Source organism: Aquimarina sp. RZ0, assembly GCF_008370685.1.
Lineage (GTDB): Bacteria > Bacteroidota > Bacteroidia > Flavobacteriales > Flavobacteriaceae > Aquimarina.
In genome coordinates this window covers 1-13,752 of the sequence record NZ_VTZU01000046.1, presented here as the reverse complement: position 1 = coordinate 13,752, position 13,752 = coordinate 1, and the positions used below count along the sequence as shown (strand labels likewise).

The 13,752-nt window shown below is 32.5% G+C and carries 9 protein-coding genes; 8 read left to right on the top strand and 1 reads right to left on the bottom strand.

The annotated features are described in order from the left end of the window. Window positions 1-416: 416 nt before the first annotated feature. From F0000_RS17430 to F0000_RS17420, 3 genes are all read left to right on the top strand, one after another. Window positions 417-3,269 (top strand): TonB-dependent receptor, encoded by a 2,853-nt coding sequence (locus F0000_RS17430; protein ID WP_149626014.1) that lies wholly within the window; start codon window positions 417-419, stop codon window positions 3,267-3,269. Window positions 3,270-3,296: 27 nt separating this feature from the next. Continuing rightward, on the top strand, window positions 3,297-5,213 hold the full coding sequence (locus F0000_RS17425; RefSeq protein WP_149626013.1) for a hypothetical protein: 1,917 nt from the start codon (window positions 3,297-3,299) through the stop codon (window positions 5,211-5,213). A 361-nt stretch (window positions 5,214-5,574) separates the two neighbouring features. Next, entirely contained in the window at window positions 5,575-6,006 is a 432-nt protein-coding gene (locus F0000_RS17420; protein WP_149626012.1) for a hypothetical protein, read from the top strand. 769 nt (window positions 6,007-6,775) lie between these two features. On the opposite strand, the gene F0000_RS17415 is transcribed toward F0000_RS17420, so the two are convergent. Continuing rightward, entirely contained in the window at window positions 6,776-8,182 is a 1,407-nt protein-coding gene (locus F0000_RS17415; protein ID WP_149626011.1) for an MATE family efflux transporter, read from the bottom strand. A gap of 313 nt (window positions 8,183-8,495) precedes the next feature. Here F0000_RS17415 and F0000_RS17410 point away from each other — a divergent pair, with 313 nt between their 5' ends. The 5 genes from F0000_RS17410 (at window position 8,496) to F0000_RS17395 (ending at window position 13,537) form a co-directional block, all read left to right on the top strand. Beyond that, window positions 8,496-8,819 carry a T9SS type A sorting domain-containing protein gene (locus tag F0000_RS17410; protein WP_188112164.1) on the top strand — a complete coding sequence of 108 codons (324 nt, stop codon included), beginning with the start codon at window positions 8,496-8,498 and terminating at the stop codon, window positions 8,817-8,819. A 164-nt stretch (window positions 8,820-8,983) separates the two neighbouring features. Further along, complete coding sequence (locus tag F0000_RS17405; RefSeq protein ID WP_149626009.1) at window positions 8,984-9,964, top strand: acyl transferase; 981 nt, start codon at window positions 8,984-8,986, stop codon at window positions 9,962-9,964. A 1,654-nt stretch (window positions 9,965-11,618) separates the two neighbouring features. Beyond that, a complete protein-coding gene (locus F0000_RS17400) occupies window positions 11,619-12,068 on the top strand; it encodes a YHS domain-containing (seleno)protein (protein ID WP_149626008.1) in 450 nt (149 codons plus the stop codon). Window positions 12,069-12,410: 342 nt separating this feature from the next. After that, window positions 12,411-12,761, top strand: coding sequence for an Arm DNA-binding domain-containing protein (locus F0000_RS28325; protein WP_255452784.1), 351 nt, complete (start codon window positions 12,411-12,413; stop codon window positions 12,759-12,761). After that, window positions 12,719-13,537 (top strand): site-specific integrase, encoded by an 819-nt coding sequence (locus F0000_RS17395; protein ID WP_255452789.1) that lies wholly within the window; start codon window positions 12,719-12,721, stop codon window positions 13,535-13,537. The genes F0000_RS28325 and F0000_RS17395 overlap by 43 nt, the downstream gene beginning before the upstream one ends. Window positions 13,538-13,752: the final 215 nt, after the last annotated feature.

Genomic DNA, 13,752 nt, shown 5'->3' with positions numbered 1-13,752 from the left:
AGGGCATTGGTTTATAAAACTGAGGTTACTACGCTAAAAACTCTAAAAAACTAATTCTTTCCTTAGCATAAGAATATCTAGCTGTTAAGACAATTAATAATAATCTAGCTGATTTAACCATATCCTAATATTTTGATAATATTTTCTAAAACTACCAAAATCCGAATTTTAATGTACTACTGATACTAAAACATCCTTCTTTCATAAGTTAAAAAAACGTTAACTACAAGGTAACCGCATAGTATCCAGAGCATCACAATTACAAAAACCGTCTTAGAAAAATGATCACTACATAGTAAAATTCTACTTTTTTAATACATGGGTAAAATTACAATCCCTTAAACTAAGCATAATGCTGGGGTAAGATGTTTTACTGTAAAACCGTATTTATTTGTATCAGATATTATGACTACAAAATGAAAAAACTTTTTACAGTTATTGCCCTGTTTTATCTTGGATTAAATTTTGCACAAGAAACTGGCTCCATTGCCGGAACAGTAGTAGACAAGGAAAACAACAACCAACCATTACCCTTTGCCAACATTCTTATCGTGGGTACCTCCACGGGAACATCAACAGACTTTGATGGAAAATATGAAATCCCCAACGTTGCCCCGGGAACTTACACATTAGAACTTAGTTTTACAGGCTATGAAACACTTCGTATAGCAGAAATTATTGTAGAGCCGGATAAAGTAACAGTTATTGACACAGCACTTGGTGCTACTGCTGCCGCATTAGAAGAGGTAATAATCAAAGTACAAACGAATAGAGAAAGAGAAGAAGCGCTTTTATTAGAACAGAAGAATGCAGTTCAAATTAAGGAAAGCATAGGAGCTGAACAGTTAACAAGGCTTGGAGTTTCAAATGCTTCGGCTGCAACAACAAAAATATCCGGTGTTTCTAAAACAGAAGGATCCGGTGATATCTATGTACGTGGTCTGGGGGATCGTTATTTAAGTACAACTCTTAATGGATTACCAATACCATCAGATAACATAGATAAAAAAAATATTAATTTAGAGCTATTCCCATCAAGGTTTATAGGAAATGTTTCGATAAGCAAAACCTTTTCTCCTACGAATTCGGCTGATCTTGCTTCCGGAAATATTGATATTGTCTCTAAAATAGTTACGAAAACAAAAGACATTGGTGTAAGTGTTAGCAGTGGTGTAAACTCTAATGTTGGTGATAACGATATTTTTAACAACTTTAAAACCACCGCGAATAACGAAGCTATTTCTTTAGGAATTTATAGTCGTGCGTTCAATGCTGGTAATCTTGTCAATGCTTTGACAGAACAATCCTGGAATCCAACAGAAATTTCTACTCCCATCAATTATGGATTTGGTTTTAATATCGGATGGACATTAGGTGAGCAAAGAAATTTCAAAATTTATTTTAGTGGTGGTCAATCTATCGACCACGAATACAGAGCAGGTTTATTCAGAGAATATGATCAGGGAAATCTTCGGGATTTTGTACCTTCTAATGATCTAAGACGCTGGTTGCGAACTGTTAATTCAACTGCGATGTTACATAGCCAGTACAAAATTAACAGTAGTAATAAATTATCTTTCAACACTTTTGCTATTCACAAAGTTTTTGAAGAGACTCTGGAAGCTGGACGAGAAGGTACAACAGAAATCTTTGAAGAATTAGACAATATTGAAGAAGGCTCTCAGTTCATCAGAGATCAAAATATAAAAAACACACTTTTATCAGTCACACAGCTTATCGGAGAGCATACTATTTCTGAAAAGAACACATTAGAATGGGCTGCAGGGTTTAATTACCTGATTGCTAACGAACCGAATAGAATTCGTAATGAGGTAAACATTCTTAACGATGATCCTAACACACCTGAGAACGAGGATGGTATTGTCGAACTTGGTTTTACAGGTGGTTTTCAACAAAGAAAATCCGTACAAGAAATTACAGATCAAGAAATTAATGCAAGAATTTCTGACCAATGGATTCTTAAACAAAATACAGACGAAGAAAATATTTTTGTCTTACATATTGGAGGAGATTTCAGAAATAAAACCAGAGATTTTTTATCTCAATTTTTTGGTGTCGAAGAAGGAAATACTGCTGATATCAATCCAACCTCTATAGATGCAATAGATGACATCTTCACACAAGAAAATTTTAATAATGGATTGCTACAGCTCAATACGCAACCATTAGATGTCTATGATGCTGAACTTCTTTCTTATTCAGGTCATGCTAATTTTACTGGAAAATTTAACCAACTTACGGCTCAGGTTGGTCTTCGTTATCAAAAAGATCAAATTGATGTCAAATTCGATGTTGGAAATTTTGTTAACACTCAAACTGGACAGGCAAGAATAGGTGCCTCAAACAAGGAGTACGATAACATATATCCATATGTTAACTTAAAATATGAGGTAAATAACAAGTTAGCATTTCGACTTTCTGGAAGCGTAGGTCAAACGTTACCAGAGTTCAAAGAGATTGCTCCTTTCCAATACGTTTCTCAGGTCGGACAAGTATTTCAAGGGAACCCTAACGTAGAAAGATCTCAAAATTACAATATAGATTTTAAGTTAGAGTTTTTTCCAGAAAATGATGAATTACTATCCTTTAGTACTTTTTACAAAAGAATAGAAGATCCTATAAATCGTGGTCTACAGAGAGGAGGAGAAGGTGTTTTCTCATATTTTAATACAGGTGATCGAGCTCGTATTCTAGGGTTTGAACTCGAAGGAAGAGTATATCTTATAGAAAAACGGGAATCACATGCTAACCTCAGACTTAGTGGTAATATTTCTTATCTGGATCATGTACAAGATTTAAAAGACGTTTTTAGAGCCGATGGAACTCTTGAGCAAACTTTTAAATATGGCGATAGAACTGAAATTGGACTAGAAGGAGCATCTGATTGGATTACTAACCTATCATTAACTTTTAACTCAGGTGATAAGTCTCCATACGAACTTACGCTCGCAGGGAATTATGCATCAGATAAAATCTTTGCATTAGGAGCTCCCCGAAACCAACAACAACCGGATGTTTTTTTTAATGGTGAAATTATAGAGCGAGGTTTTGTGGCATTAGACTTTATTGTTAATAAAGAAATAAACAACCACTGGAACATAGGGCTGACAGCAAAAAACTTATTAAATCCAACTATTGAGAGAACACAATTTATTCAAGAAGTGGTAAGTGGAAATCAATTTGATAGCGCCATATTATCGTATTCTACCGGGATAGAAACCTCTTTGAGTATTAATTATAAATTTTAAAACTTTTTTAATTAAATATAAACAATGATGAAAACTTTAAGTAAATTATTAAGCTTTGTATTTGTTACAGGATTACTTTTTATATCCTGCGGCGATGATGACGATATCATAATTGGCCCTGGCACAGGTAATGAAACGGAGCTTTCTGGTATTATTAATGAAGACCGTACATTAGACGCTAGTATTCAATATAAAATTACGGGAGCTGTAAATGTTGCATCAGGAGTTACCCTTACCATACCTGCAGGTACCGAAATCGTATCAGAAGTTGGTGTAGATAATTATATTGCAGTACTAAAAGGGGGTGATATTGATATTCAAGGGACAGCTACTAATCCGGTAATTATGCGTTCCAACGGTCAGGCAGGATCTTGGGGTGGATTACTTATTTGTGGTGATGCTACTACTACAGAAGGGACTGATGCAAGCGCAGAAGTAGGTGGTCTTATCTATGGAGGGACTAATGACACTGACAGTTCTGGTAATATTGATTATTTAATCATCAGAGATGCTGGTGCACAAATCATTGCAAGCTCGCAATTCAATGGTCTTACGCTGTATGCCGTAGGCTCTGGAACTACGATCGATAATGTTGGTATCATCAATGGTACAGACGATGGTATTGAGTTTTTTGGTGGAACCGTGTCTGTTACTAATATATATCTCGAAAATAACGAGGATGATGCCGTAGATTGGACCGAAGGCTGGAGCGGAACCCTGACAAACGGATATGTAATCAATACAATCTCAAATTTCTCTACTGCTATCGAAGCAGATGGTGTTAATAACAATCCAACTCTTGTCAATTTTACTGCAATCTCATCAACAGGTGGTAAAGCTATTCAAATTAAGAATAATTCGGGAACGACTATTAATGGTTTAACATTAACTGGTTTTTCTGAATCTATTGACTTTGCTGATGGTGCTCCTGCTTCTAATCTACAAATTGATGGTGCAGATTCGAACATAGCTGATGACGCCGTATTTAGTACTTCTTCAACAAACGCTAGTATGTTTGCCTGGATAATAAATGCAGGAAGTGGTTCTGATACTAAACTTCCAGCAAACATTTCTAGTGACCTTACTCTTGACGCTTCTATTGAATATGAGGTAAGCGGACCCGTTTTAGTCAGTAATAATGCTACTTTAACTATTCCTGCTGGCACTAAAATTGTATCTGAATCAGGAACCGCAAATTATATAGCCGTATTAAAAGGGGCATCTATCAACATAGAAGGAACTATGGATAATCCTGTTGTAATGGAATCAAACGATGGTGAAGCCTGGGGCGGATTACTTATTTGTGGTAATGCTACCACTACTGAAGGTGTTGATGCTATCGCAGAAGTAGGTGGTCTTATTTATGGAGGAAACAATGATGCAGATAATTCTGGCACCATCAACTACCTAATTCTAAAAAATACCGGAGCTCAAATTAATGCAGATTCACAGTTTAACGGTTTAACACTGTATGCTGTAGGTAATGAAACAACGATTACCAACGTCGCAGTTATCGGAGGCTCTGATGATGGTGTTGAATTTTTTGGAGGGACTGTAAATGTAACTAATTTTTATGCTGAGAATCTTGAGGATGATGCTGTAGATTGGACTGAAGGTTGGAATGGAACACTTTCTAATGCGTATGTAAACATTACAATATCAGATTTTTCTACTGCTATCGAAGCAGATGGAGTAAATGGTAATCCAACATTAAAAAATTTCACAGCAGTATCAACTACTGGAGGGACTGGAATTCAGATTAAAAATAATTCCGGAGCTACTATTGATGGGCTTACTTTAACAGGTTTCAATACTCAATTTGATTTCAGAGATAGTGCTCCTGCTTCTAATTTACAAATAGATGGTGCTGATGCTTTAGAGACTACAACATATAGTACTTCTACAGCGGTAGCAGCTGATTTTTCCTGGGCAACTTCTCTATAAAAACTAATCAGATATAAAATCTTAACAATAAAAAAGACCGTCTCATTTTTTGAGGCGGTTTTCTAATTTTAGTTAACAAATAATTTACTCCTCTCTTAGGACAATAACAAAGAGCATCTTAATAAAGGATCATTGTTCACTTATTCCCAGTATACTTCCTAAAATACTCAAATAAAAAGCCATGATTTTAGTAGGTAATTTCATTTGAGAAATGTACTGGATAAAAAGGAGAAAATTATAATCAACGTTCAATAGTTATAGGAATACATAGTATTTCGTAATCATTTATTAAAGATAATTTTTCCTTTCAGGGTTGTAATAGCAGTAATTTTATTATAAGTAAACTTAAAACTTATTTATGATGAAAAAAATCATTTTTTTATTAGCAACTATTTTAGCCATATCGTGTACTAAAAATGACGATTCCACAGATCTACAACTAGAAACAAAGCAGATAACCCATAATCCAGATCAAGACAAAGATTCATGCCCAGGAATTCTAAATGGTTTTTTTCAAGAGTGCGGATTTGATCGCCACGGTGACCCTATTGAATATAATGTTTGGTTAACTGGTGTTGGTTCTCTAAACGGAGCTACAAGATGGGAAATTACTACTAGTGAAATAGAAATAGTTAGCACAAGTAAATATTCCTGTAAGGTTAGGCTCAGGGATCCAGAAGGTCAAGTAAATCATTATAATACTATTGGCACCGTAGATGCATATTATAATGGATGCGTAAAATCAGCACCTATTAACATTACGAATTGTAGAGATTATAGCTATTCTGACTAATTAATAATATCTTATCCTAAATTCTTTGATTCGACTACTAGTCACAATAATCAAACTTAAATTTGAATAGTTAAATAGTATAAAAAACACCTTCGGTTGAGGGTGTTTTTGCACTGTTATTCTTTAATGCAAAAACTAAAAAAGCGAGATGATAACACCTCGCTTTTTACTTCTACGATTAACAAACTCAACTACACTATCATCTATGTATTGCATTGGATGAAGCTGTAGGTAACTCTTTTATAAAACTAATAATAGATTGTAGGCTTATTCTAAAAAATTTCTTTGAAAATATCATAACACGTTTTTTTTATATATAACGCTTCAGGATAGGTATAACCCTACCCCTGGTATGCTTTTAAAGTAAAAAAATAACGGTTTAATCGTTATAAACACATCAAAGAGGAGTAAACTAATTTTGAGTAGTAATAGTAATCCAATTGTTGTTTAAATTATAGTACCAGTTCTCAGATCGTATAAGATACAAATAGTAGTATCTCAGGATGAGCAATAAAAAAGCGAGATGGATAACATCTCGCTTATATAGGTGTTTATTTTATCTAGCTATATTATCTATGAATTGCATAAGCACAAGAAGCTGGAAGCTCTTTTATAAAGTGTAAAAAAGATAATAACTTAAAGCCGAATATATTTCTATTAGTTTTCATATTTGTGATTTTTAGTATGTCTTATATACTAATTACAATTGCCGTGCCAAACTTAATAAACTACTGAAAAAGCAATCTTTAAAGGGGCTCCCGTACTTCTTCTAGACTTTGACTTCCTTCCAATTTCCTTTTCTAAACCAGATGATGCCAATCGCAGCAATTAAAACCTCCGCTAAGGTAATTGCCACAAATACGCCCATGGCACCCCAATCAAATACGATGGCTGCTAAATACGCAAAAGGAAGCTGGAAAATCCAAAAACAAAAAAAGTTAATAACTGTAGGAGTCTTGGTATCCCCTGCTCCGTTAAAAGATTGTATAATTACCATCCCGTAAGCATAAAACACATATCCTGCAGCAATTACCCGTAAGCTTAGCGCTCCGTAAGTTACAACTTCTGGTTCATCACTAAAAACCTTAATAATTACTTCTGCAAAAATCAGATAAAGTACCGAGACTACTAGCATAAAATAAGCATTGTACTTTCCCGTTTTCCATACGGATTGCTCTGCCCGATCGGGTTTGCCTGCTCCCAGATTTTGACCTACCAATGTAGCTGCAGCATTACTCATGCCCCAGGAAGGCATTAGCGTAAACATCAATACCCGGATTGCAATTGTATATCCTGCTAATACTTCACTCCCAAACTCTGCCATAATACGCATTAAGAATACCCAGCTAGAAGTACCTATAATGAACTGACCGATTCCTCCCAGAGATACCTTGATTAAATTGATCATAACAGCGACTCGCAAAGTAATATCCTTTAACGCAATTTTTATTTTACTCCAGCCATAAAAGAGAATGACCAGTTGTAAAATAACGGCAGTTCCTCTACCAATAGTAGTAGCTATTGCCGCTCCTTGTACTCCAAAGGCGGGAATTGGACCAAAGCCAAAAATAAATAGAGGGTCTAGTATAATATTTAGGACATTTGAGACAATCAATACCTTCATTGCGACAGAAGCATCGCCAGCTCCACGAAAAATAGCATTAATCAAAAATAATAACATGATTGTCATATTACCTCCCAGTAATACTTGAGTATATCTATATCCATCTGCGATCAAATCAGGCGCCGCTCCCATAAGTGTAAGAATTTCTTTAGGAAAAAAAAATCCGAGAGCACTAATAATCATGGCTATAGAAATTCCTAAAAATATAGCTTGTACCGCTGCTTGGGATGCTCCATTAATATCTTTTTCGCCCACTCTACGCGCAACAATTGCTGTGACTCCCATACTGAGCCCAATTGCAATTGCATAAATTAAGGTAAGCACTGATTCTGTTAAGCCTACTGTAGCAATTGCATTGGATCCGAGACTAGAAACGAAATAAGCATCTGCCAATGCAAAAATAGACTCCATCATCATTTCCAGAATCATTGGGATTGAAAGCATAAAAATAGCTTTGCGTATACTACCAGAAGTGAAATCCTGTTCTTTGCCAGTAACGGCTATTTTAAAATATGAAAATAGTTTGGTAAGTGTAAGGTTATTTTGTGTCATGGTTGTAAAGAATTATGTATTGAAAAAAATGAAATAACCGTGTTTGTCTAAAAAAAGCCTTTATTAGACATTAAATACCGACTCCGATATTTCTGAGAAAAGTTTTATAATTCTTTATAACTTCATAATGCAACAAATATCAACTTTTTTTTTTGAATTACAAAACGATCAATTACACGGATAAGGGCAATGGTAAAACCATATTTTTTTTCAAAAAACTAATTTTCACTGAGATTTAACATATAAAACAAGTGTCCCTTAACTCAATTATTAATTAAATATTGTATTTTTATCATCCCAAATGAATAACTTTATGAAAAAAATCTACTTATCACTATTGTTTATAGGTGTCTTCGGACTATTGCATCCTTCTGAAGTAAAGGGGCAATCAGACATCAAAGATCCTATCGAAGGAATCGATATTTATCCTAATCCTGTAAAAGGAACGAAACTTTATATCACCTCTATTTCTGGAAAATCTAAGACAGTAACTGTTTTTAATGTATTAGGAGAAAAAATTATGTTTAAAGTAATGACTACAACAGAACTCGACATTTCCTCCTTACTCTCTGGGGTATATATATTACGTGTTAAAATAGGAGAAGAAACATTCACAAAAAAAGTAATTATTAATTAGAAATACTTTTCTTCAGCGTTTTTCCTTTTATTTAATGTATTAGAAAGCATATAGCTATTTATATTTTTCGATATCACCAGCCATTATAATATAGATTACACTTACTAAAAAAGAACGTGTTTTTTATACCTTTGCTTATATAAAATTGATCGGATCGAAAATCTATGCTTTCAGAAACTATTTTTACCATTAAAAATGAACAGGATTTTGAAAATTTTGCAATACAGGTATTTGAACATCAATACATAAACAATTCTTTCTATCAACGTTTCTGTAATCTTCTGGGAGTTACCAAAACTTCTATAAAAAATACTGATAGCATTCCATACTTACCTATCTCATTTTTTAAACAAAACAAAATAACTAGTTCTCCTGTCAGTATCCAACAAGTTTTTACCAGTAGTGGCACCACAGGAAGTATCCCCAGCAAACACTATATAACTGATCTCCATATCTATGAAAAAAGTTTTAGAGATGGATTTCGTTTTTTTTATGGTAATATAACCGAATACACCATATTAGCTTTATTACCTTCTTATTTAGAAAGAGAAGGTTCTTCTTTAATATATATGACTGAAACACTCATTAAAGAAAGTAAACAACCCAAAAGTGGTTTCTATCTCAATGAAATAGAAATATTAATAGATACCTTACAACAGCTACTCAAAGAACGCAAGAAAGTATTACTCATCGGAGTCTCCTTTGCATTATTAAATATAGTAGAAAACTATAAAATTAAACTGAACGATAACGTAATTGTTATGGAAACAGGAGGCATGAAAGGAAGAAGAAAAGAAATGATTCGTTCAGAATTACATCAAATTCTAAAAAACGGATTTGGAGTTTCACAAATCCACAGCGAATATGGAATGACAGAATTACTCTCACAAGCATATTCTAAAGGAAATGGCCTTTTCTACTGTCCTCCCTGGATGAAAGTTTCTATACGAGATCCAGAAGACGCATTAACAACACTACCAAAAAGTAAGACTGGAGGAATTAATATTATAGATCTTGCTAATATAAATTCTTGTTCTTTTATAGCTACGCAGGATTTAGGCAAACTACACAAGGATGATAGTTTTGAAATTCTCGGTAGATTTGATCATAGTGATATAAGAGGGTGTAATTTGATGGCATTATAAGCTATGTAATCTACCAAATAAATAACGTACTCATTAATTAATAATTAGTTATTATCGCTTAATACCTAACACATCGCCTTTGTTAGAAACATCTTTTTATTACACCAATGTTGTAATGTTTATCTTTTTTTACGACCTAATACTCAAGAGCATAATAAATTTCGCTATCATCAAGGATAGCATATATAAAGTTTTTTCAATAATTGATTGGTTAGTTTAGCAAGACCTGTTTGGAATTTATTCTCAACAGGTCTTGTTTTTTATGCAACTTTTACGCTCAAAAATAACATCTAGAAAAAGATAGGTTTTATAACAAATCATTAAAATCATATAATTATGTTAATACTGCAATGTTTACCTTTTTTTATGACCTAATACTCAAAGAAACAATAAAAATAAGTCTTTTAAAAATAGACATATAACGATAAGTTTTTTTCAATAATTGATTGGTTAGTTTAGCAAGACCTGTTAGAATTTATTCTCAACAGGTCTTGTTTTTTATGCAACTTTTACACTCAAAAACAGTATCTAGAAAAGAAAGGATTTATAACAAATTATTAAAATCATATAATTATGTTAATACTGTAATGCTTACCTTTTTTTTTCGACCCAATACTCAAAGAAATAATAAAAATAAGTCTTTTAAAAATAGACATATAACGATAAGTTTTTTTCAATAATTGATTGGTTAGTTAGCAAGACCTGTTAGAATTTATTCTCAACAGGTCTTGTTTTTTATGCAACTTTTACGCTCAAAAACAGTATCTAGAAAAGAAAGGATTTATAACAAATTATTAAAACCATATAATTATGTTAATACTGTAATGCTTACCTTTTTTTTCGACCTAATACTCAAAGAAATAATAAAAATAAGTCTTTTAAAAATAGACATATAACGATAAGTTTTTTTCAATAATTGATTGGTTAGTTAGCAAGACCTGTTAGAATTTATTCTCAACAGGTCTTGTTTTTTTGTCAACTTTTACGCTCAAAAACAGTATCTAGAAAAGAAAGGATTTATAACAAATTATTAAAATCATATAATTATGTTAATACTGTAATGTTTACCTTTTTTTACGACCTAATACCCAAAGAAATAATAAAAATAAGTCTCTTAAAAATAGACATGTAACGATAAGTTTTTTTCAATAATTGATTGGTTAGTTGCAAGACCTGTTAGAATTTATTCTCAACAGGTCCTGTTTTTTATGCAACTTTTACGCTCAAAAACAGTATCTAGAAAAGAAAGGATTTATAACAAATCATTAAAATCATATAATTATGTTAATCCTGTAATGTTTACCTTTTTTTTACGACCTAATACCCAAAGAAATAATAAAAATAAGTCTCTTAAAAAAATAGACATATAACGATAAGTTTTTTTCAATAATTGATTGGTTAGTTAGCAAGACCTGTTAGAATTTATTCTCAACAGGTCTTGTTTTTTTGTCAACTTTTATTCTCAAAACAGCCTCCATAAAAAGATAATTGATCCATATTAAGTAAATTATTTTGAACTTCTTGTATTCACGATACCAACATTTTTTTTACTAAATTTCCATCTTCTATTTCTTCTTTGTAATAACTTGCAAGAATGTAATATCTTATGTTTTTTTACGACTGAAATTGAGCACTAATAAAATGATTAGAATAAATGAAAAAGTTGTTAATTATATTATTTTTTGGACTAACAAGTGTATTAACAGCACAAAAAATAGACTATAATACCAATAAAGGTTTTATCGCAGAAGGGTATGATGTGATTTCTTATTTTGACAATGAAGCTATCAAAGGAAAAAGCATGTATGTTGCCACTCATGACAATGTAAAGTATAAATTTGCAACAAAAGAAAATCTGAATAAATTTAAATCCAATCCTGAAAAATTCATCCCGCAATATGGAGGATATTGTGCATATGCGCTAGGAGTTAATGGAGAAAAAGTAAGTATTAATCCAAAGACTTATGAAATAAGAGATGGTAAATTATACTTATTTTACAACTCCTGGGGAGTAAACACATTGACTAAATGGGTAGAAGAAGGTGCAGAAACACTAAAAAGCAAAGCTGATATAAATTGGCAAAAAGTAAAAACAAAAATATAATAGAGCACGAGCTGTACTCATTATATAATACCAGTTATCATTTGAATTTACTGGAATAAAATGCCTTTTTTTCGCCTTAGTTTCAGAATGAAAACAAACCGTAGCTCTGCTATACTTGATGTTTCTTATTCGCTAAAATATAAAAAAATATAATTTTCTTTTTTCAAAAAATTCATAATTCAAAACAAAACAAAATAAATTCATAAATATTAGTATTTATAGTATTTTACAGAGGTTTTAGATTTCTCTATTTTTGAGTAAACTAATCGTTTTTTGTACTTTTTTGCTTATTATTGTGCCGTAATTGTACTCTTGAAATCAAAAAGCACAAAAACGAATATTATGAATGTAACCTTACGAAAGCAGACATTAAAAGATGGGAGACAAAGTTTATTTTTAGATTATTACTTACCTAAAGCCAAACAGACGCGTAAAAAAGAAGCCTTAAAATTATACCTTTACCCTAATCCCAAATCAAAATCAGAAAAAGAGCATAATAAAAAGATTTCTTTGCTGGCCGAAAGCATTCGTTCCAAACGCTTATTACAACTCCAGCACGAAGATCATGATTTTTCTCATCTCATAAAAGATAAAGATACGAGTTCCGAACGAAGTTTTATAGCTTTTTTAGAGAGCTTACTAACAAGAAGATTAACCAAAAAGGAGCTCATGGGGTATGGAACGGCACCTTAAAATATCTAATAGCCTATACTGGCAATCAGCAAATCAGAATCAAGGATATTGATAAAGAATGGGTAGAAAGTTTTAAAGAATTTCTTCAATCTGCAAAAATTTCTGATCATGGTAATGCACTATCAACAAATACAGCTCACATTTATTTTAGTAAATTCAGATCTGCTTTAAAAAGAGCCTATAAGGATAAACTAATCGATCATAATCCCTGTGATAATATAGAGCATATCCAACAGGAAGAAACAGAGCGAGAATTTCTGACTCTTGAAGAATTAAAAAAAGCTTCCCAAACCTCCTGTTCCTATCCTATTCTGAAAAAAGCATTTATTTTTAGCTGCCTGACTGGCTTACGAAAATCGGATATCTTAAAAATGAAATGGAAAGAACTTCAACATTCTAATGAGCAGGGATGGTATTTACAATTTACACAAAAGAAAACTAAAGGAGTGGAAACCCTGCCTATTTCTGATCAAGCCAGAGAATTGTTAGGAACAAAAGGCGAAGCTGAAACTCCTATTTTTGATGGATTAAAGTATAATGGAGGAACCTCTATCAAAATACAACGATGGATGTTACAGGCAGGAATTACTAAACAAATAACTTTTCATTGTGCCAGACATACTTTTGCTACTCTTCAATTGACTATGGATACAGACATTTATACGGTTTCTAAATTACTCGGGCATAAAAACCTGAAAACAACTCAGGTTTATGCGAAGATTATTGACAAAAAGAAAGTAGAGGCAGTTAATAGAATTCCTGATTTAAGCTTATAAAAATCTGGTTACTTGCTTTAAATTCTCAACTTTAAAAGTTGAGAAGAATTATAAATTACTCAATTTCAATAGGAGTGCATTTTAGTTGTCAGTAAATGCCATATTCATATACTAATTTTCATGGGAAAAAGCATTTTTTCCGTGCAGTGGAAACTAAAACCGGTGCTCAGCGATATTATGTAACAACTTCTCAGGAGTATACTAATTTAATAAAT